Origin of the sequence: Bifidobacterium commune (assembly GCF_900094885.1) — a bacterium.
GTDB lineage: Bacteria > Actinomycetota > Actinomycetes > Actinomycetales > Bifidobacteriaceae > Bifidobacterium > Bifidobacterium commune.
In genome coordinates this window covers 479,572-501,627 of record NZ_FMBL01000001.1, presented here as the reverse complement: position 1 = coordinate 501,627, position 22,056 = coordinate 479,572, and the positions used below count along the sequence as shown (strand labels likewise).

General features: G+C 52.8%; 18 protein-coding genes. 1 reads left to right on the top strand and 17 read right to left on the bottom strand.

The window, feature by feature from the left end:
- Window positions 1-282 precede the first annotated feature (282 nt).
- Window positions 283-972, top strand: coding sequence for a hypothetical protein (locus GA0061077_RS01895; protein WP_091847226.1), 690 nt, complete (start codon window positions 283-285; stop codon window positions 970-972).
- On the opposite strand, the gene GA0061077_RS01890 is transcribed toward GA0061077_RS01895, so the two are convergent.
- The 17 genes from GA0061077_RS01890 to pheS all read right to left on the bottom strand — a co-directional run bounded on the left by GA0061077_RS01890 (window position 954) and on the right by pheS (window position 22,028).
- Window positions 954-1,688, bottom strand: a complete 735-nt coding sequence (locus tag GA0061077_RS01890; RefSeq protein WP_091847225.1) for a TlyA family RNA methyltransferase — start codon at window positions 1,686-1,688, stop codon at window positions 954-956. The genes GA0061077_RS01895 and GA0061077_RS01890 overlap by 19 nt on opposite strands.
- A gap of 37 nt (window positions 1,689-1,725) precedes the next feature.
- Window positions 1,726-1,911, bottom strand: coding sequence for a hypothetical protein (locus GA0061077_RS01885; protein WP_091847224.1), 186 nt, complete (start codon window positions 1,909-1,911; stop codon window positions 1,726-1,728).
- A 17-nt stretch (window positions 1,912-1,928) separates the two neighbouring features.
- Entirely contained in the window at window positions 1,929-2,966 is a 1,038-nt protein-coding gene (locus GA0061077_RS01880) for an HAD-IIA family hydrolase (RefSeq protein WP_091847223.1), read from the bottom strand.
- Between the two features lie 6 nt (window positions 2,967-2,972).
- Window positions 2,973-5,063: a helicase gene (locus GA0061077_RS07040; protein ID WP_234696462.1), complete on the bottom strand. Its 2,091-nt coding sequence runs from the start codon at window positions 5,061-5,063 to the stop codon at window positions 2,973-2,975.
- Window positions 5,064-5,163: 100 nt separating this feature from the next.
- The gene (gene tyrS / locus GA0061077_RS01870; protein ID WP_091847222.1) at window positions 5,164-6,486 is read right to left on the bottom strand and encodes a tyrosine--tRNA ligase; all 1,323 of its coding nucleotides are present in this window, start codon (window positions 6,484-6,486) and stop codon (window positions 5,164-5,166) included.
- Between the two features lie 175 nt (window positions 6,487-6,661).
- Complete coding sequence (locus GA0061077_RS01865; RefSeq protein ID WP_091847221.1) at window positions 6,662-7,414, bottom strand: GDSL-type esterase/lipase family protein; 753 nt, start codon at window positions 7,412-7,414, stop codon at window positions 6,662-6,664.
- A 65-nt stretch (window positions 7,415-7,479) separates the two neighbouring features.
- Entirely contained in the window at window positions 7,480-8,970 is a 1,491-nt protein-coding gene (gene argH / locus GA0061077_RS01860; protein ID WP_091847220.1) for an argininosuccinate lyase, read from the bottom strand.
- Between the two features lie 203 nt (window positions 8,971-9,173).
- The gene (locus tag GA0061077_RS01855) at window positions 9,174-10,412 is read right to left on the bottom strand and encodes an argininosuccinate synthase (RefSeq protein WP_091847219.1); all 1,239 of its coding nucleotides are present in this window, start codon (window positions 10,410-10,412) and stop codon (window positions 9,174-9,176) included.
- 149 nt (window positions 10,413-10,561) lie between these two features.
- The gene (argR, locus tag GA0061077_RS01850; RefSeq protein WP_234696461.1) at window positions 10,562-11,182 is read right to left on the bottom strand and encodes an arginine repressor; all 621 of its coding nucleotides are present in this window, start codon (window positions 11,180-11,182) and stop codon (window positions 10,562-10,564) included.
- Window positions 11,179-12,144: an ornithine carbamoyltransferase gene (gene argF / locus GA0061077_RS01845; RefSeq protein ID WP_091847218.1), complete on the bottom strand. Its 966-nt coding sequence runs from the start codon at window positions 12,142-12,144 to the stop codon at window positions 11,179-11,181. The genes argR and argF overlap by 4 nt, the downstream gene beginning before the upstream one ends.
- A 136-nt stretch (window positions 12,145-12,280) precedes the next feature.
- Window positions 12,281-13,618: an acetylornithine transaminase gene (locus tag GA0061077_RS01840; RefSeq protein ID WP_091847217.1), complete on the bottom strand. Its 1,338-nt coding sequence runs from the start codon at window positions 13,616-13,618 to the stop codon at window positions 12,281-12,283.
- A complete protein-coding gene (gene argB, locus GA0061077_RS01835; protein ID WP_091847598.1) occupies window positions 13,608-14,603 on the bottom strand; it encodes an acetylglutamate kinase in 996 nt (331 codons plus the stop codon). The genes GA0061077_RS01840 and argB overlap by 11 nt, the downstream gene beginning before the upstream one ends.
- Before the next feature lie 90 nt (window positions 14,604-14,693).
- Window positions 14,694-15,863 carry a bifunctional glutamate N-acetyltransferase/amino-acid acetyltransferase ArgJ gene (argJ, locus tag GA0061077_RS01830; RefSeq protein ID WP_091847216.1) on the bottom strand — a complete coding sequence of 390 codons (1,170 nt, stop codon included), beginning with the start codon at window positions 15,861-15,863 and terminating at the stop codon, window positions 14,694-14,696.
- On the bottom strand, window positions 15,860-17,023 hold the full coding sequence (locus tag GA0061077_RS01825; RefSeq protein WP_091847215.1) for an N-acetyl-gamma-glutamyl-phosphate reductase: 1,164 nt from the start codon (window positions 17,021-17,023) through the stop codon (window positions 15,860-15,862). Before GA0061077_RS01825 ends, argJ begins: the two co-directional genes overlap by 4 nt.
- A 293-nt stretch (window positions 17,024-17,316) precedes the next feature.
- On the bottom strand, window positions 17,317-18,225 hold the full coding sequence (locus GA0061077_RS01820; RefSeq protein WP_143249578.1) for a hypothetical protein: 909 nt from the start codon (window positions 18,223-18,225) through the stop codon (window positions 17,317-17,319).
- Between the two features lie 125 nt (window positions 18,226-18,350).
- Window positions 18,351-20,954, bottom strand: coding sequence for a phenylalanine--tRNA ligase subunit beta (gene pheT, locus GA0061077_RS01815; protein WP_091847213.1), 2,604 nt, complete (start codon window positions 20,952-20,954; stop codon window positions 18,351-18,353).
- A gap of 6 nt (window positions 20,955-20,960) precedes the next feature.
- Entirely contained in the window at window positions 20,961-22,028 is a 1,068-nt protein-coding gene (pheS, locus tag GA0061077_RS01810) for a phenylalanine--tRNA ligase subunit alpha (RefSeq protein WP_091847212.1), read from the bottom strand.
- Between the last annotated feature and the right edge of the window lie 28 nt (window positions 22,029-22,056).

The following is a 22,056-nucleotide window of genomic DNA, read 5'->3' as shown; positions in this document are numbered from 1 at the left end:
TGAATAGCACCTACATTTAGAGCTTACTCCCGCACCTCTATACTTGCATGAAGCGACCTTCTCAAACATAACGACATTGTTTTGTTGCAACGGTTTCTCTGCAATCCATCTTAAAAAAACAAGATGCACCTCCAGTTATTTATCAAGAAATCTTGATTTTTTCAGAAATGGGTTTACATGACTTTCATCATCGTTTCAAAGTTGCTAGATAGGAATATGGAATGCACCTGCAGTTTCTCAACAAGGCACCCGGGAAACAAACGATAAAGAAAGAAGGTGACGGTGAATCTCAACACGTTTGGCGGTTATATCAAGGACGGAAACTACGATGTGATCATCGCGCAAGGCACCACAGTGCTTTCCCCATCGGTTACATTCGACACATTGCTGATTAAAGGAATTATGCGCGCAAACGGGTGCACGGGCAGACAAATCAGGCTCGAAGGCGGCATGCTGGACGGCTCAGGCAGCATTGATGCCGATTGTCTGAGTGGTCATGGACACATCCACATGAGCGGGTCCATACAAGTCAACCGCATCGACTTCATCGGCGAGTTAATCGTAGACGATCAATTACGGTGCGACGGAACACTAAACGCAACGGGGTTACTGACCTGCCATTCGTTCCAGTCTCAACGCTCCCACATTGCGGGGCATGTGCGAATCGCGGACACCTCCAAAGCCATTAGATTTGAGATTGCCTCACTTTACTCGACAATGTTCGAACGATTTGGGATGCTCGATTATCTTAAGCCGAGTACGATTCAAGGCATTGAAGCCAACACAGTGATACTCAACCACACTGTCTGCGACAGTATCAACGCCGACACCGTGCGTCTTTCGGGCAACACCCGCGTCGGTAAGGTGAGATACGAACAAAATCTCGATTTGGACCGAACCTCCAACGTGACACTCATCGAGAGCAATTGGAGAAGAGACAACACTCCCGAGCTTCAACGTAAGGTGGCGTAAAGCAGGTATTCGTTGTTGCCGTGTGTACCGGAAATAGGTGAAGGACAGGCTCCTCTTACGTTGAATCCTACCTGCTGCGCGCAATCGCATACCCTGTTCAAGGCGGCTTGACGCAGTTCTGGGTCTTCTACGATTCCGTTCTTGCCGAGATGCCCCTTGCCGACCTCAAATTGAGGCTTTACCAGCAGAACAGTATCTGCATTGGGTGCAGCGATTTCGGCGGCAACTGGCAAAACGTAGGTCAAAGAGATGAACGAGACATCGGAAACAATCAGCGACGGTTGATATGGAAGGTCATCCGTACAAATATCACGTATATTGACTCCGCTCATTTCAATAATGCGCGAATCGGAGGCTATGCGTGGGTCGAGCTGATCATGTCCAACATCCAACGCAATCACGGTTTCAGCACCACGCCGTAGTAAAACATCACAAAAACCGCCGGTGGACGCACCGATATCGAGACATTTACGCCCTTGGGGCGACTTAAGGCCGACCGCTGAAAACCGTTCAAAAGCACCTTCCAGTTTATAGGCACCGCGCGAAACATAGTCAGCCCCCTTGTCAACATCAATCGTTGAATGCTCATCAACTGCGAACGACGGCTTGCTCACCAGCCGGCCATCGACATGGACGCGACCTGAACTGATAAGTCGTTGGGCTTGACTGCGACTATACACCAGTCCGATTGAAGCCATATACGCATCCAAACGCATACTCTCAGCCACCTCTTCACATACACAGTCGAGAAATTCAGTCCTGGTCCCGATTCAAGTCATTGTTCAGCATGTCAAGCACCTGTCCGAATACTTCGATTTTTCGCTCGTCATCCATCTCGGGAAGCTCATTAAGCTGGCTATAACGCCCAGACAGCGTTTCGAAAGATTCGCGAGGGTGTTCTTGCGAAACGCTGGAATTCGCTGTAGACAACTGATTCATCTGAGATTCCACGGGTCTTATCGCTCCTGTAATCGGAAGTCAGGCAGCCTGAGATCTGCAATGCTTTTCTCACCGCAGTCAGCGAGATACCACAGCAAATTACAGGCGGCCCTCAATGCATTGACGTCACTAGTGTCACTGACTTTTACCTCGTTATCGACGAGTTCAGCAGTGGCATTTTCACAGACAAAACGGTGTTGGTCGACACATTTCGGCTCTGGCATCACCTCATGTAAGTCACGCAAATCACGTGAGATATAGGTAGGACGCAAATGAGGTTCGGCCAGCATTAATTGCTTTGGATCAGCCACACCGGTCAGAACAACGAGCGAATCATAGCCCCCGCGGTTACCGGCCTCAATATCCGTATCAAGTCTGTCACCAATGGCAAGACAGCGCTCTTTCGGCACGGGTGTGGAACCGTCATGCGAAGCGAGAAGACGAGCTTCATCATACATCGCGGACTCCGGCTTACCTGCGGAAGCCACGGGTTCGACGCCTGTGGCAGTAATCACGGCCCTGATCATCGAGCCGCTGCCAGGGGCAATACCGAGTTCACGAGGAATGGTGAGATCTCGATTGGTGACGAAGTACTTCGCTCCACGTTCGACCGCATAGCTGGCATTGGCCAGCTCATTCCATGTCACTTCGGGATACCAACCCTGAACAACGGCAACCGGATTGTCCTCGACACGCTCAACGACCTTCAGCCCTTGCCGCTCGAGCTCCTGGCGTAAATGCCCTGCGCCGACCATCAGCACATTTGCACCTTCCGGCACCTCGCGAGCAACCATTCGAGCGGCCACCACGGAAGATGTGATAATCTGCCACGGTTCAACTTTCAGCCCAAACCCCCGCAACTGTTCGGCGACAGTATGTTGGTATCGCGATGAATTGTTGGTGGTATATTCCACCGACATCCCAGCGCTTTGCGCCTTCGAGATGGACTCAAAAGCGTGGTCCACCGCGTTTTTGCCACGGTAAACCACACCATCAAGATCGAGCAGCGCCAACCCGTAGGCCACTTCGATCGGCTGTTCGGTAGCCTTGAGCACTGTCGACTACCCCCTTTCATCGGACTGGTAAGATACATCTCCTTCGGCCTGTTCGACAGCAGGATCCTCAACGCTGTCAGCACCGTCAATGCTCTCTTGCGCAGGCAGGTCGTTCTCGCTCCCGTCGGCATCACCTTCGGTTTGCACCATCGGGCTTGCCTCGGTCTTACCTGCCGCAAGACGCTCGTCCATGGATTCCTGAGACTCATAGGGATTACCATAATCGTTGATAACCTCAACTCGATCAGCATTCTCTTCGACATCTGCCGCGACATCTGCTTGAGCCGTCACATCCTCACGAACAGATTCCGACTGCAATTCATCATCTCGTTGCGTATCTTCATCTGACGCTCCGTTTGAAACGCCCTCATCGGAATCCTGATAACGCTTCGGTCGCTCGTCATCCTCGTAGGGGTCGACAGGAGCATATTGCGCATCTTCATCGGTGATGCCCAGCTCTTCCATCATCTCATCAGGCAAACGCTCGAGATCGTGGTCGACAACCACGTCTTCGGCATCCTCCTCATCGATGTCGGCATACTGGTTTTCGAGCTGTTCGATGACACTGTCGAGATCAACAGCCTCTTCCCCACGTCCGGATTCTTCAAGGAAATACTGTTCTGCTTGGAGAGCACGCATACGATACGCACCAGGCAGACCGTTGGTGCTCGCAAGCTTGTTGACGACATCGACTGCCTTGTCCCAAAGCCCCAAATCGCCCAGCGCTCCTGCGTAAACAAGGAACATCTCCGCCTTCGATTCACCACTGAGCATCTTGGCGTTATCGGACATCGCCATTTCAATCGCGCGCTTAGGATTGTTCAAACCACGTTCGCAGTCGGCAATGAACGGAAGATAGTCGTTGAAGCCGTTCATACGATGTGCGGTGCGGAATTCCTTCAACGCTGTCTTGTAGTCACCCTGACGATAGGCCACAAAGGCCAGTGTTTCGCGTGAAAAATCAATACGCGAAGCCTGATGGGCAACCCATTCAGCATGCTCACGAGCAGCTGCCGGATCGCTTTCCTCAAGAGTATATGCCGCAAGGATGTGCAAACCAATGTTTTCGGCATGTTCCTTGGAAAGTCCTCTCAGACGTTCCTTTTCATCCTTGGAAAGCATGGACCATTCCATGCCCTTTGGCATCTTCGGCTCTCCAGGACGACGGTCAGTGTACGGGTTTTGCGAAGGAAAGGAAACCGTTCCGTCGGAGTTGCGACGAGGTCCTTCATGCATGTAGCGGTCGCGGCCGTCGTTATGCGAGTTGCCACGACGATTGTCAGTGCGATCGTGGCGATGGTCGATATGACTTTTGTATCCGGAATGTTCCTCGTCGCGACGAGACGAACGACGGTGGTTGTTTTGCGCATTAAAGCCATTTCTGCGTTCATCATTACGATGGAAATCATGCCTGTCGCTATCGCGACGATCACGGTTCTCGTATCCTCCTCGACGATCATCATCACGCCCACGATAACCACTGGAACGATAGCCGCCACGACGATCATCATTGCGATGGAAGTCTCGGCGGTCGCCTCCATCGCGGTAACCGCCGCGCTTGTCGTCGTTGCGCCGGAATCCGCTCTTGTTGAAGTCTCGATGGTCGTCATCACGCCTCTCTCCATCACGGCCGAAGTTCCTGCGATCGTTACCACCACGATAGCCGCCACGCTCACCATCACGATGGAAATCACGGTGACCGCCATTACCGCGATGACCGCCACGACGATCATCATCACGCCCACGATAACCACTGGAACGATAGCCGCCACGACGATCATCACTGCGATGGAAGTCCTTGCGGTCTCCATCCTGGCTATAACCGCCACGGCCTCCATCGCGATAATCGCTGTCATTACGGCCGCGATAGCCACCACTACGCTCGCCGTCACGTCGATCATCCCTGCGGAAGTCGCGGTGACCGCCGTTGCCTCGATAACCGCCGCGACGATCATCATCACGCCCGCGATAGCCCCCATGCCCACTCTTGTGGAATCCCCCACGGGAACCACCATTGCCACGATATCCGCCTCCAGAACGGGATGAACCGTGTCCGTAGGAATTGCCGCCACGATTACCGCGCTGTTCTTCTGCCATAATGCCTGTACCTTTTGCTTTGTCATTGCGTTCTTGAACGTTGACGCAATGAAACGAATATTGCCTTCACCTTATTTCGGCTTCTTAGACCGATGCTGTTTCAGCCAAGTTCCACGGCTCCTACCGCCTTCTTGCCACGACGAATCAGCGCAACATGGCTCGCCAAGAAATCCTCACCTGTTAATTCCTGATCCTGGTCTTCCACTCGTTCGTTGTTGATGTATACTCCGCCAGATTTGATAGTTTTTCGGGCCTCGGAAATAGATTTGAACAGACCCGCGGAAACCGCGGCCTGAGCAATGCGCTCACCAATAACAGCCTTTGCGAAAACCTTTTCACCTTCTTCGTTCTCGATTTTCAAGCCATCTATGGAAGCCTGCAACGTCTCGAAACCTATCGATTTCAAGTCACCACCGCGCCCGAACAGCGCGGAAGCTGCATCCAGAGCCTCCTGGGTAACTTTCTCGCCGTGGACAAAACTTGTAACTTCCCATGCCAACGTCTTCTGCGCCTCACGGGCACCGGGATTGATCTCAGCCTCGTGTGACAGACGCTCAATCTCGGCTTTTGGCAGGAATGTAAACGCCTTGAGTAGTTTCAGCATTTCACCATCGGGCTGGTTGAACCAGAACTGGTAGAACTTGTAAGGGCTGAGCATCGTTGGGTCGAGCCAAACGGCATTGCCTTCGGATTTACCGAACTTCTTGCCTTGGCTATCTGTGATAATCGGACTGGTGAACACATCCACGGATTCTCCGCGAACCTTGCGAATCAAGTCAAGACCGCTGGTGAGGTTTCCCCACTGATCGGAACCGCCTAGTTGGAGCGCGCAACCGAATTTATCATACAAATGCAGAAAATCGTTACCTTGCAAGACCTGATAGCTGAACTCGGTAAATGAGATGCCCTCATCGGAATTGAGCCTTCTGGCAACGGTATCCTTCGAAAGCATGGTGCCCATGCGGAAATTTTTTCCCACGTCACGGAGAAAATCAATGACGGACATTCGTGCGGTCCAGTCGTAGTTGGAAACGAATCGAGCAGGATTGTCGCCATCGGTCACCAAAATCGTTCCGATCTGCTTTTTAAGCCGCTGCGCCCAGCCTTCCACTACTTCCTTAGGATTAAGCGTTCGCTCGCCACTCTGACGGGGATCTCCGATCAAACCGGTGGCCCCACCGACCAAGGCGATGGGATGATGCCCCGCCTCCTGCAAGTGACGCATATTAATCAACTGCACGAGATTGCCGATATGAAGCGATGCCGCTGTAGGATCAAAACCACAGTAATAGGTAATTGGCCCGCCGTTGAGCGCGTCGGCGAGCTGATCCCGGTCCGTGGACTGGGAAATCAGCCCGCGCCAATTCAATTCATCGAAGAGGGAGTCGAATCCCGCTTCCTTGAAGTTGGTGACGTGAGCCATAACCGTATTCCTCTATTCTGTTGTTAGAACCAACGGAGTCAGACGACCCTTTAACCCACATATTTTCGCAGATGACAACGACAGCAAAGGTCGCTCTTTGCACCAATGGCCGACCTACAGAAAGGCTTTTCGCTACAATTCGGGATTGGTTAGAAGGTGAAGCGCAACACACCGGTTATTCTTCATCTCGCATGAATGATGTGCCCAGTTTGGCAACGACACCTTGGGCCATGTACCGATAGCCCTCGGCACTAGGATGGAAACGATCAAATGAGAAGAAGCCCGGCTCATCAGCATGGACGTCCTCGTGAACCATGTTGACGTACGAAACATTGTACTCATCACAAACTCGTTGACTTTCCAAGGCTTGTTCATCCATCTCATGTTCAAGCGCGCGACGCAACACGCGGCCGAGTGACGGCTCGTGCTGCATCTGACCTGGCCCCAAAACCACTACATAATCGCTCAGCAGCTGGGACTGCTCAAGCACGCCGGAAAGATCATCACGCCATTCATCGAGCGTACGGTTGGCCATGATGTCATTGGATCCGGCACAAATCATGAAAAAATCGTATCGATTGCCTGTGCTAAGCAGTTCCGGAAGCATCCGATAACGCACCCGGCGCATGGTGGCGCCCAACTTGCCATGCGCTTCCCATTTGACATCGCGTTTAAGCGATTGAGCGAACCCTTTGGCGAGATTTGGGACAAGACCCTCTTGCTGATCGTCGGTTCCGCATCCTGCAACCATGGAATCACCGACCGTGCACATCGTCAATGCCGGAAGTCGGGTCGCTTTGCCTGTATCGTCTCCTGTGAACGTTTCTGTTCCTGACGGTTCACCGACGGGAGGTTCCGCCAGATTCACCGTACGCTTCGCCCATATCGCCTCAAGTGCTGCTACCGGATTAGCGAAACCCAACGTCATGCCGTTTCACGCCTTTCTTTAACATCGCTTTACAGCATGTCATGGTACTCAAGTCGATGTCAAAATCAGCCCAATGTGTCAGGTTTGACGTATGCCGGACCGTCGCTGATGGATTGTGCGAATGTTTCCGCCCGATCAACGATCCGCTGCGCCTGCGCAATTTGTTCGCGAACACGTACGGGGGCGGTGCCACCCTTTCCGTTGCGTTGTTCAACGGAACCTTCGACCGAAAGCACCACACGAACCTGCACAGCCATATCTTCCGGTAGGAAATCCTTGAAAATGCTTATGAAATCATCGTCATAAAGGTCCCAGAGATCAACACCGCGACCTTCGGCAACCTGCACGCATGCGCCTGAAAGCTCATGCGCATGACGGAAAGGAACACCCTGCTTGACCAACCATTCGGCGATATCGGTGGCCAATGCGAAACCGGTTGGAGCTTCGGCCCTGAGACGGTCCAGATCGAAGGCCATGGTTCGGACCATCCCTGCAAACGCCGGCAGCAGCGTTTCGAGGGTGTCAACCTGGTCGAACACCGCTTCCTTGTCTTCCTGCAGGTCACGTGCGTAAGCGGTGGGTAACCCTTTGAGGGCAGCCATCAAACCCGTCATATCACCAATAAGACGACCCGACTTTCCACGAGCAAGTTCGGCAATATCGGGGTTTTTCTTCTGCGGCATAATCGAGGAACCTGTAGAATAGGCATCATCTAGGCGAACGAACGCAAACTCCTGCGTGTTCCATATGATGATTTCCTCACTCAAACGACTGATGTCAACACCAATAATCGCGCAGATGAACGAAAATTCAGCCACCAAATCCCGGCTTGCCGTGCCGTCGATCGAATTTTCGACAACATGTGAAAAACCAAGTTCGTGAGCTACAGCCTCCGGATCAAGACCTAGCGTATTGCCGGCCAAGGCACCGGATCCATACGGGCTTTCATCCATCCGCTTGTCCCAATCAGAAAGCCTGTCAAGATCACGCAACAGCGGCCATACATGGGCCATCAGTTGATGTGCAAGCAATACTGGTTGCGCATGCTGCATGTGAGTGCGACCAGGCATCACCGCATCGCCGACTTTCTTCGCCTGATCCATTAACGCCTTGACTACTTCAATTATTTGGCTTGCAACCATACGGGCATGCCGACGTAGCCACATACGAATCAGACAGGCAATCTGGTCATTACGGGAGCGACCCGCACGCAACTTGCCGCCCAGCTCGCCACCTGCAATCTCCAACAAACCACGCTCCAAGGCAGTAGCTTCGTCCTCATCGTCCTCAATCGGAATAAATTGACGGGAATCGACACGGCGTTGCAATTCGTTGAGAGCCACCTCCATGCGATTGAGCTCGTCATCGCTCAACAGTCCAGCGTTGCCCAGAGCTCTAGCATGGGCTCTGGAACCAGCGATGTCGTCATCAGCCAATCGCCAGTCAAACTGCGTGGATTTCGAAAGTCGAGCCAGTTCAGGCGAAGGACCGGACTTGAATCTGCCACCCCACAGCGCCAGATGTTCGTCATTGCCGTTGTTGTCTTGCTCTTTCATCCTTCAATTTCCTTTATCCAATAACCGCCCAATGCCGTCGGCAAAGCTTGCTGCACCGTTTCATGACTATGCCATAGAGCAAGTTGCGACCATGCAACCATGGCGAGGCCGCAACCGATAGCTTTCCTCTATTTATCCAATTTATTCAGAAAACTCGCAGATCGCGAACACACGACATGCGATATCGCACAAACTACCGGCAATTACTCAACGGCGTTGTCAGGAACCTCAATGCCATTGCCAAATTTCACATCACGAGCTGCGGCCACCTTATCGGGCAAACCGTAAATCGAGATGAAACCATTGGAAGCATTTTGGTCGTAGGTATCTCCGGAATCGTAAGTGGCGAGACGATAGTCATACAAAGAGGAGTCGCTGCGGCGGCCGGTTACCACAGCACGGCCCCCATGCATAACCATGCGAATCTCTCCGGAAACATAGCGCTGCGTTTCTTCAATGAAGGCATTGAGCGAACGTACGGCCGGAGAGAACCACTGTGCATCATAGACCAACTCGGCCCAACGCTTGTCAATATCTCGCTTGATACGATGCTGCTCACGCTCCAAACAGCAGTTCTCAAGCTCTTCATGTGCGGCGATAAGTGCGACAGCACCCGGTGCCTCATAGAGTTCTCGGGATTTGATGCCAACCAAACGGTCCTCAATCAGATCGATACGGCCAATGCCCTGCGCCCCTGCGCGACGATTCATTTCTTCAATGGCCTGCAACGGGGTGACATCCTTACCGTCAATGCGAACAGGAACACCTCGCTTGAACTCTATGACGACTTCATCCTCGACCGGCGGGAAAGCCGGATCGTCTGTGTAAGTATAGCAGTCCTTGGTCGGTCCGTTCCAAGGATCTTCGAGAAAACCTGTCTCAATGGCACGCCCCCAGACATTCTGATCGATGGAATAAGGACTCTTTTCGGTCTGGGTAATCGGCAGCTTATGATCCGCCGCAAACTGAATTTCCACATCACGTGTCAGAGAAAGATCGCGAATCGGGCTGATGGCCTTCAGGTTCGGATCAATCGAAGCGATGGACACTTCGAAACGCACCTGATCATTGCCCTTGCCTGTGCAGCCATGCGAAATGGTATCGGCGCCGAATTGGTGTGCCGCTCGAACAAGATGCTTAGAAATAAGAGGTCGAGAAATAGCCGAAACCAGCGGATACACCCCTTCGTACTTGGCATTCGCCTTCAAGGCGAGCATGCAGTATTCACTGGCGAATTCTTCTCGGGCGTCCACAACGTACGCCTCAACCGCACCGCATGCCAACGCGCGCTGACGTATGGTCTCCAGGCTTTCTCCTCCTTGACCAACATCAAGGGAGACTGCGACAACATCTTTGCCCGTACGCTCCTTGAGATACGGAATGGCTACTGAGGTGTCAAGCCCTCCAGAATATGCAAGTACGATACGGTTCTTCTTGACCATGATGACCCTTTCTCCCTGGTTTTTATACAGTTAATATACATCTATTTGCATAAGTATCCAATTCTATTAATCAGATGTCCGCATTTTGAGACCGGCTCACGGGTACGAACAGATACCGACGTCCACATCGCATACCTGCGCAGACATCCTCAGCGTTTGCCCGCACGCTTCCCACGAGAGACGATATCAAGAAGCCATTTCACCCGTCCGAGCGCAGCCTCATCATCCCGGCAGACCAAAAGCACCGTATCGTCGCCTGCCACAGTTCCGAGAATGCCTTCGACAGGTTGCTTGTCGATAACGCTGGCCATGTATTGCGCGGCCCCTGAGGGGGTGTGGACGATGACAAGATTGCGCGCCGCAGCCGCAGAGGTTATTAGGCCGGATAATCCACGGGAAAGCTGTCGGTCAATCTGTTCAGCCGTTGCGTCATCCCGTTCAGGCTCCACACCGAGAGTATATGCCATTTCACCGTTTTTAAGCCTTGTCTTGACGGCTTTCATCTCATCCAAATCACGGCTGAGCGTAGCCTGTGTTACTTCAATGCCGCGATCAGCAAGCATTCCGGAAAGCTGAGCCTGCGAAGAAACAACAAAGTTCGTTAGAATTTCCTGAATGACGCTTAGGCGAGCCGGCCGGTTAATCGGATGCAGTAGCACCGGCTCCGACTTATCACTGTGCACTTTTTGCGCATCCACTAATGAATCAGGGAAACCGCCTTTTCTTTCGTTGGCATCGTCAGTCATATCCGAACGGTTTATCTCCATCATGTAAGCAAATCCTTATCATCTTGTTGCTTGCCAATTAGCCATGTGAGCAGCGCCTTTTGCGCATGGAGGCGATTTTCGGCCTCGTCCCAGACAACTGATTTCGGCCCGTCGATGACGCTTGCAGTCACTTCTTTGCCACGGTAGGCAGGAAGGCAGTGTTGGAACATCGCATCCGGCTTGGCGAGCGCCATCAGTTCGTCGTTAACCTGATAGCCCCAGAACGGCTTGGACCTTACGGTGTATTCGCTCTCCTCACCCATAGAGACCCAGGTGTCCGTAAAAACGCAATCAGCATCGGCGACGGCTTCACGCGGGTCTGCGGTAACTGTAATCGAACCACCATTCTCACCGGCTATGCGTTCCGCATCAGCGACAATAGCGGAATCCGGCAGGAATCCTTGAGGACCTGAGACACGAACGCTCATACCCGCCGTCGCACCACCAAGCAAATACGAATTTGCCATGTTGTTGGCCGCATCCCCCACGTAGGCAATCGTCACACTTTGCAAAGCATCAACACCTCCACGATGCTGGGCGATCGTAAGGAAATCAGCAAGAATTTGGCAAGGGTGGAATTCGTCAGTAAGTGCATTGACGACCGGAACGTCAGAGTATTGCGCCATTGTTTCGACAAGGTCCTGACCGAACGTTCGCCAGACGATGGCACTGGTCATCCGCGAGAGCACACGAGCCGTATCAGCCACCGGTTCACCACGGCCAAGCTGCGATCCCGATTTGTCAATAACCAGCGGATAGCCACCAAGTTCGGCTACGCCGACGGAAAAACTCGAACGCGTGCGGGTACTGGGCTTGTCAAAGATAACAGCAACGCCCTGAGGACCCTCTAACGGGCGGCGGTAATAACGATTTCGTCGAAACGCCATACCAAGCTCAAGTATTTCCTTTTGTTCGTCGTGATTGACGTCATCGTCGCGCAGCATATGTCGTAACTGACCTGTCATGGGCGCCTCCTTTTATTTCATCATTACTGGAATATACAGGATATATTCGAGATATTCATTTTTTATTCACATAGTGACAGACTTCGTCACAGCGTCCGTTGACCGCGTGGTCACATGATCTGTTGACAAATATCATTTAGTCATCAGGCAAATCAACCGGAACACGAGAAAGAATCGATACCGCCTCCCGCACATCCGCCGCACTTGCAATCAGCGGCGGTGCAAGGCGCAGAGCATCACGGGCAACAGCGTTGACGATCAGTCCGTGATCCAGCGCCCACTCCATAGCGGCGTGAGCACAAGGATGAGACAGCTCGATGGCATCAAGCAAGCCTCGCCCACGCACAGAAACAAATAACGGATTCCCGCAGGAGATGACGGCCTTGCGCAGCTGCTGACCGCGATCTTCCGCATTGCCGAGCAACTTCTCTTCTTCAATGGTGCGCAATGTGGCCAATCCGGCCGAAGCCGCAAGGGGCCCGCCGGCAAACGTCGAACCATGCAACCCATGGGAAAACAAGGAAGCCAAAGGCTTTCCGAAAGCAATCATACCACCCATGGGGAATCCGCCGGCAACACCTTTAGCGAAGGTAATGATGTCTGGATTGATACCGCCGGAAAGATCATCTCGTTGGAATGCGAACCATTGTCCGGTTCGCCCTATGCCGGTTTGCACCTCATCTACGATCAGCAGAGCTCGATACTCATCACAAAGCCTCCGGACACCTTTAACATATTCCGGGTCAAGTGGACGAACACCCGCTTCCCCTTGGATAAGTTCGACCATAACCGCCGCAACCGGTCCGGCATTTTTATCATTCTCTTTGTCAAATGCCGCACCGAGGGCAGAAAGATCTCCCGCCTCCACAAATTCAACGGCAGGCAAAAGAGGCTCAAAAGACTCACGAATCGAGGGTTTCCACGTCGCACTCAACGCCCCCATGGTCCTGCCGTGAAACGCTTGTGTCAGTGCGATAATACGCACAGTCTGTTCACTGTTTTCAGCGTTATCTTCCGCCAACGACCGACCGTAGAGCCTGGCCATTTTTATTGCGGCTTCGTTCGCCTCAGCTCCTGAATTGGCGAAATACACGCGAGAGCCACCGGGGGCACCGGCTATCTCGAGCAATTTTTCAGCCAGTTCAATTTGCGGCACAGAGGCGAAATAATTGCTGACATGGGCCACTTTTCCGGCTTGATCTCTCAAAGCACTGACCCACTTCGGATGGGCATACCCCAACGAATTGACGGCAATACCTGCAAGAAAATCAAGATATTCGTTGCCGTCCACATCCCATACGCGCATGCCTTTGCCATGATCCATCACACGCAGCGGCGTACCGAAGGCGTGAGTGTGTACCCGCTCATAGACGGTAATCCAATCCTCACTTTGCGGACCAATTGTGCTGGTTCTTGTTTCGGACTTGCACTTAGCATCATCAGTTAACTTACGACGAAGATTATTACGGTTCATTGTTGTCCACTTTCTGATCTTTCCGCAGTTTCAGGTCATCTCCAGGCACCACCATCGTACCGATTCCGGCACTGGTGAACACCTCGTTAAGCAAGGAATGTGGCATACGACCGTCGATAATATGGGCCTGAGGCACTCCGCCTTCCAACACTCGTACACAGGCTCGCATCTTAGGCACCATGCCACTTTGCAAGTTGGGGAGCATCTGACGCAATCGATTAATGCCGACGTAGCTGATCAAGGAATTTTTATCGGGCCAATCGGCGTACAACCCGTCAATATCAGTCAAAATAATCAATTTGCGCGCATGCAAGGAGACCGCGAGCGCCGCTGCGGCGGAATCCGCGTTGACATTAAACACCTCAGTGGGATCATCGGCATTGGGCGCAATCGAGGAAACGACCGGAATGCGATCCTGCGCAATAAGATCTTCCACAGCAGACGGATTGACTTCGGACACCTCCCCAACGAGACCTACGTCAACCTCTTTGCCGTCTATAACCGGTCGGTACCGATTCGCACCAAACAACGAACCGTCTTCACCCGAAAGCCCGACAGCGAGCGGACCATGCTCATTAATCAGGCCTATCAACTCACGCGAAACCGAACCGGTGAGAATCATCCGTACCACTTTCATGATTTGTGGCGTGGTGACGCGAAGGCCCGCTTTGAATTCCGAATCTATTCCAAGATCATTGAGCATGGACGAAATTTGAGGCCCGCCGCCATGAACAACGATGGGATGGATACCGACCTGATGCAGGAAGACCATATCCTGCGCGAAACAACGTTTCAAGCGATCGTCAATCATGGCGTTTCCACCATATTTGACAACGATTCGTTGCCCTGCAAACTCTTCAAGCCAGGGTAATGCTTCAATAAGCACCTCGGCTTTTTGACCATCCTTCAAATCGTTGTGAACGTCAAATGTCACTCCGGCATCAACCGGCGTAAATCGGTTGACCTGCTTCTGGTTATGAGTCATTATCTTCCCCGTTGCATGCTTAACAGTGGTATCATCATCACGGACAGATCCCAGTTCATTTGTCTGCATCCTCCCTGTACTGGCCTATCGTCAGGATTCATAGTCGGCGTTGATGTGCACGTATTCATGGGTCAGGTCATTGGTCCACACCGTCGATCCCGCGTTGCCGCGGTTGAGGTCAATATCGATATCGACTTGGCGTTCATCCATGTTCACTTCGGAACGGTCGATGCCCGCACCTCCATGTGCGCAAACACGAACACTATTGATGTCGACAGTTACTTCACACGGGTCGAAATCAGCGACATGAGAAGGGACCGTACCCAAAGAACTGACGATGCGCCCCCAATTGGGATCATTGCCGCTTATGGCACATTTCAGGAGATTCGAGCCCGCGACCGCGCGCGCACAAGCTAGGGCTGCCTTCTCATTCTCCGCGCCACTAACAGTAATCTTGATGTCGTGGCTGGATCCTTCGCCGTCACCGACGATTTGTCTAGCCAAATCTGAGCATGCCCGAACAATCAACTCGGTGAATTCATCATCATCGGGAGTAACACCTGAAGCACCAGAGGCGAGCAGCAACACCGTGTCGTTGGTGGACATGCAACCATCCACGTCAATGCGGTTGAATGACTTGTTGACTGCAAGCTCCAAAACCTTCTGCAGTTGTTCAGAATCGACCACGGCATCCGTGGTAACGACACAGAGCATGGTCGCCAACTGAGGGGCAATCATTCCAGAGCCCTTTACCATGCCACCGACTCGATATCCCCGACCTTGCAATCGAGCGGTCTTTGGCTTGGTGTCGGTGGTCATGATCGCCATAGCGGCATCCAGCCCCGCCTGTTCATCGTCATTCAATGCCAACAGCGCCGCATCAACGCCACGCAAAACGTTTTCAATCGGCAGCAGCTCACCGATAAGCCCCGTAGAACATACCGCAATGTCATTGACATCGACGTTCAGACTATGCGCAGCCTTGACTGCCGTAGTCTCACTCTGTTCAAAACCTGCTTGCCCTGTGCAGGCGTTTGCACCACCTGAATTGAGCACCACGGCCTTGATGCGTCCATTCATCAACGCTTTGCGCGACCATTGCACCGGCGCCGCACAGAAACGGTTTGAAGTAAATACACCGGCGGCAGCATCGCTAGGACCATAGTTAACAACCATGGCCAGGTCACTTTTCTCCGTGTTGGCTGAAATGCCGGCATTGACACCGGCAGCCGAAAATCCTTGTGCAAACGTTACGCTCATGGTGCCACTCCTATCGTTGTGAGTCCTTGGTCTTCCGGCAGTCCGAGCGCGATGTTCAACGACTGCACCGATTGCCCGGCCGTTCCGCGATTGAGATTGTCGATGGCAGCGAAGCCATACAAACGCCCTGCCTGTCGATCTACAGCAACCTGAATCTCTGCCATGTTGGAACCCAACACATCGGCGGTTGAAGGCATTTCATCTTCGTCCAGCAAGCGAATAAAGTGCTGGCATCGATATGCATTCCACCATATTGCCCGAATCTCAGAATCACTCAGCAGCGTTGCTTTGTCGGTAAGCTTAGCCGAAACAACCGCTAGGATGCCCCGCGACATAGGCACCAGAACGGGAGTAAAACCAACGTTAATTCGCTTTGCCACAGATGCAGCGTCCGCTTGAGACTTCGAACAGGTTGAGGCAATCAAAGCACTGCCAAAACGATTTCCACTACAGCAACCAGCGCAAGCCGCATGAGCCAGATTCTGCATAATTTCTGGAATATGCCTGTGAACCCCGCCAATTGAATACGGCGTTGCACAACCAAGCGCCTCAGCAGCAAGCAAACCTGTTCGCTTGAGACTTTTACCCGCTCCGGAATAGCCGACTGCAAGATCGGCGACAATATCATCAAACTGCACCAACCCTTCAGCCAACGCGGGCTGGAAGGCAAGCGTCACCGCCGTCACATTGCAACCGGGACCGGCAATATGTGAGGCATCCGGCAAATTTTCACGTTGGAATGCATACTCGCCGTTCGCCCCCTTGCCCACGATGAGTTCCGGCATGCCGTAAGTCCAGGGCCGTTGAAAATCACCACCGTAATAACGTTTCCATGCACCTTCGGATTCAAGCCGATGATCGGCACCCAAGTCGACTATCGCACAGTTTGCGTGTAATTTTTTGGCCAGCTTGCCGGATATGCCGTGCGGCAACGCAAGTACGATCACATCATGTCCGTTAAGCACTTCTGGCATCGTCGGTTCGATGACCATATTTTCAATACCGGGAATATGCCTTGTATGCCGATCCAGCGTGTCGCCGGCCGTGGATTCACCCGTTACCGTAGTGACCTTAAACGACGGATGATTGGCCAATATCCGCAGCATTTCACTACCGGCATACCCACTGGCCCCCGCTATCGCCACTGTCATTGCGTCCATGTCATCCCTTTCCATCTTTTCGTGAGCTATAATACATATATACATCATTACGCATAGTTATTCATTCACATTATGGACTTCACCAAATAGAGATGCAGTAATCAGCATCCACGAACGGACAACTCGTCACAAGTATTTGACGGGAAGGCGAAGCCCTTACAAACAGGAACCTCTATTCGAATATCTTCGTCTATCTGCTGTTAGAAGAGGAGCTTCAGCTAAGCACTCGAGCAAAATAAAATCCTCATCCCAATTGATCATGGAATGAGGATTTCGTTTTGACACTCTGCCATTCACGCAGTGACCAGACTGTCTCCGCCATTGCCGGTGCCGCTTGGCGAGTATTGATTGAGCAACTGTTGCATCAGGTCATCGGCGCTGATGCCTTTGGTAAGAAGCCAAATCTGAAATAGTGTGGTCACCACGCCCAACGCCACACATACAGCAGCCGCCCAGAAGCCCTTCATATGGTATTTTTTTGTTCGCCACATGGAAATAGCCCCGGTAACAATCGGCAAAAACACGATAGGAAGAAACAGCAGAATGATTGAAACGATCGCCATCGGATCCCAATGACCTTTCAGCGGATTCTGAATCGGGTCATTCATATCAACACCGTTGCGGATATCCGGTTGATACCCTGGCGCCCCCGGCCCACCAGCCAAGGGCGCTTGACCCCCGTTATACCGCTGTTGACCGTTGAACCCATTCGAATTGCCGTCATATCCATTACCGGCCATCTGTCCGAAACCGCCATTAGGTACGCTGCTCCGGTCATTTTGGCCGTTGCCCCTACCAAAATACCCGTTCATCGGATTAGCGTTGTTCTCATTCCAACCACCATTGTGAGCATTGCCGTTTCTATTGCCCTGATTCTGCTGAAGCCGGCTATCATTGCCGCTCTGTTGCAAGACCTCCTCATCAGGCTTGCCGTAAAGATAAGGGTCGTAACCGGAAGGGAACTGGCTTATCAAAGCACCGAATTCAGGAGCTTGCGTCTGTCCATATTGCGGCTGCGTAACGACAGGCCGTGCCTGAATTTCCCCAGTTGCACCATCACTATCGGTCACGGAACGATTATCCCCTGCCTGACCATACGGCATCAGTCCCGGACTCTGTCCGGCAGGCTGCACATCGTTGGGTGAAGAAAGGTTGTCTTTCAGTTCTAATCCGTCAAACGGGTTGGGAGATTCGTTCATCATGCCGCTTTCCATATCCATGACATTGTTATTACAGAGTCTACGTAGAATTGACACGCTGACTCCGTAATTGTATAACATCCTAAGATGTCTGACTTGCAATTTTGTTGCTCAGGACCCTTTGTTGCTCAGGCCCTCAGTTCAGCGCCGATGGCTTGTGCCTTATTAACGATTGCAGCCCTGAAAACCTCGGCATCGTTTCCGGTCAACGTCCTGTCCGGAGAGCGGAAAGTAACCGAATAAGCCAGCGACTTCTGGTGTTCCCCCAGCTGATTACCCGAGAAAACGTCAAACAACTCGATGGACTCGAGATTGTCGCCAACTGCCTCCCTGATAACCTGCTGCAATTGCGCTGCGGTAACCGTATCGGGAACCGTGAAAGCAAGATCCTGCTTGATCGGCGGGAACGTGGAAACAGGCTTGGCCTGTACCGGTTTACCACTCAACATGGCAAAAAGATCGGTCAAGTTCAGCTCGAATGCGGCGGAATGCTCAGGCAAACCGAGATCGGCGTTGACATGCGGATGCAACTCACCGACCATACCGACGAACGTCTCGTCTACCATCACTTTTGCACAACGTCCGGGATGCCACTGAACCGGCGCATTCTGAGGTTCGGGTTGCACGAGGGAAACATCCGCTCCAAGACGATCGACCACACGGCTCATGGCCTCCAGCGCATCTGTGTAATCCACATTGCGGCTTTCACCAATCCAACCGGTTTCGATCGCTTTTCCCGTGAGAATGGCCGCAACGTGCAACGGCTGCTCTGGCAACCCAGCATCAAGAGCTTCAAGCTGTTCGTCGCTGGGACGCAGAGCGCCGGGTAAGGCCGGAATGGCAGGAGCTTTAGGATCCCAAAGATAAACATGACCAATTTCGTAAAGCGACACGTTCTCGATACCGCGACGAAGATTTCGCTGAACGGTCTGGGCCAACGTCAGCAAAATCGTCCGGCGCAGGTATGGCCTATCGCCAGCCAACGGATTCGCGACTTCCACGCTTATCGGTTTAATCTCATCGAAGTCATAACCGAACGCCTTGAAATCAGCGTCGCCGACGAAAGGATAACTCAGTGTTTCTATCAAACCGTATTCAGCCAACTCGTTGGCCACTTCGCGTTGACGTCGCTGGTCGGCAGTCAGTCCAACATTACCTTTCACCGGTGCCGGTGGCACGGTTACCGGAATTTCGTCATAACCGACAAGACGCGCCACCTCTTCTACCAAATCGCAAGGCATGGTCATATCCGGACGCCATGTGGGCGGAACGACGGAAATGTGGCCTTCGACCGCAGTGTCCTCAACAGTGCACCCGATGTCCTCAAGAATCTCGCGGATACGATCCTCAGAAGTATCCAAGCCGGTCAGACGCTTGGTTTCGATGAGCTTGAAATCGATGGCTTCACGCGGTTCGGTATTATTGACATCGACAGCGGCGCCTGACGGACAGGCATCACCGTATTTCGCCAACAAATCAGACGCCATCTGTACAGCCGCCGGCTGAAGTTCGTAGTCCACACCACGTTCGAAACGCTTCGCCGCTTCAGAAGGCGTCTTGTGTCGGCGAGCGGACCTCGCAACAGTCACCTGATCAAAATGTGCTGCTTCAAGAAGAATGTTCTTAGTGTCCGCGGTAACTTCCCCGTACAATCCACCCATGACGCCAGCAAGACCCAGGATGCGCGAACCACGCTTGCCGTCGGGCGAATCCGTGATGAGAAGGTCTTCGACGTTCAACTCGTGGGTTTTGCCATCAAGCGTTGTTAGGTTCTCACCTTGTATGGCACGACGTACCACAATCGGCTGTTCGATCTTATCGAGGTCGTAAGCATGCATGGGCTGACCCAAATCAAGCATCACGTAGTTGGTCACATCCACGGCCAATGAAATCGAGCGAATGCCGGCGCGCATCAAACGACGGCGCATCCAGCTCGGAGTCTGTGCCGAAGGATCGAAATTATGCACAGATCGGGCGTAGTAACGATCGCATCCGTTGACGCCGTGAATCGGAAAGCTGTCTTCGATCTCGATGTGAAGGTCGCTTTCGTCACTGTCTACAGTCTGCGCAATTTCGTCATTCAACACGACGGCCGGATCGGTGTAGGTTGCACCTGTGGAATGGTGATACTCACGTGCCACACCGCGGTATGAAAGCGTATAACCACGATCCGGAGTGATGTTGATTTCCAAAATCGGCTGATCCAGATGCAGCAGATGCATCGCATCGTCACCTGGCCTCAGTGCGTCGGCCTCTTCTTTGCTGAAACCGTAATTGTCAAGCAGGATAATGCCATTGTGGTCGCTGCCCAAACCAAGCTCACGTTCGGAGGCGCACATACCGTTCGAAATATGGCCGTATGTCTTGCGCGGCTCGATTTTAAAGTCACCGGGAAGCACGGCACCCGGAAGAGCGACAACGACCTTCTCCCCTGCCGCCATGTTGGGTGCGCCGCAGATGATGCCACGCGGAACCTTGTTGCCGTTCTCGTCGGTCTCGTTGTACTCGTCACCGACATCGACGTGACACCAGTTGATGACCTTGCCGTTCTTCTGCGGTTCCGGAGTGCAATCCACAACATAACCGACAACGATGGGACCCGTGAGCTGCGAAGCGTGAATCTCTTCCTCTTCTAGCCCTACGCGAACCAGATCCTTGGCGAGTTGCTCATATGTGAGCCCCGCCGGAACCTCGACATGTTCCTTCAGCCAGTCAATATCTACCATTGGCATTGCGGTTCACTCCCCCATCACGAACTGTTTGCTGAAACGCACGTCACCTTCGACAAGGTCGTGCATGTCGTTGATATCGTGGCGCAGCAACAATGTGCGCTCCATGCCCACACCGAACGCGAAGCCGGTATAAACTTCGGGATCCAGACCGGCCGAACGCAGCACGTTGGGGTTAACCATGCCACAGCCACCCCATTCAATCCAACCCGGACCGCCCTTTTTGTCAGGGAACCACAGGTCTAGCTCAGCGCTTGGTTCGGTGAACGGGAAATAGCTTGGGCGCAGACGACTCTTGGCTTCCGGTCCAAACATCGTCACCGCGAGCTTGTCGAGAACACCTTTCAGGTCACCCATAGTCAGACCCTTATCAACAGCCAAGGCTTCGCATTGATGAAAGACGGGCGTATGTGTGGCATCAAGTTCATCAGTACGGAACACACGACCAGGAGAGGCAATGTAGAGCGGTACACCTCGCGTAAGAAGGGCACGCACCTGATCGGACGAAGTTTGTGTGCGCAGCACCATGTTACTACCCACGAATCCTGCGGCGTCCTTGGCCTGATTTCCTTTGACATAGAACGTGTCCTGCATCTGACGTGCAGGATGGTCCGGACCAAAGTTCAACGCGTCGAAATCGTACCATTCGCTCTCAATCTCGGGACCAGTGGAAATCTGCCAGCCCATTGAGATAAAAAGGTCTTCGATGTCCTCCATCAGCTTGGGCAACGGATGGCGAGCACCCAGCGGCTTGCGGTTGACCGGCAAAGTCATGTCAACCGTTTCCTCAGCCAGCTGTCTGGCCTCCTCTTCTGCTTTGACTTGGGCTTCCTTGAGACCCAACGCACGTCCGAAATCAGCGCGTAATTTACCCATAAGCTGACCGGCGCTCTTCTTTTCCTCCGCAGGCAATGAGCCGATGACTCGACTCGCCTGGGTCATCACCGATTCCGCTCCGGCGTACTCCGACTTGATGGCTTTGAGCTCCTCCACGGTGGAGGCACTCTTTATTTTCTCGATGGCTTCGGCGACCGCATCGGTCACTGCTCCCGCATCGAATGCCGCACTCTGTGCCACAAGTACCCTTTCCTTTGATTTTCAAATC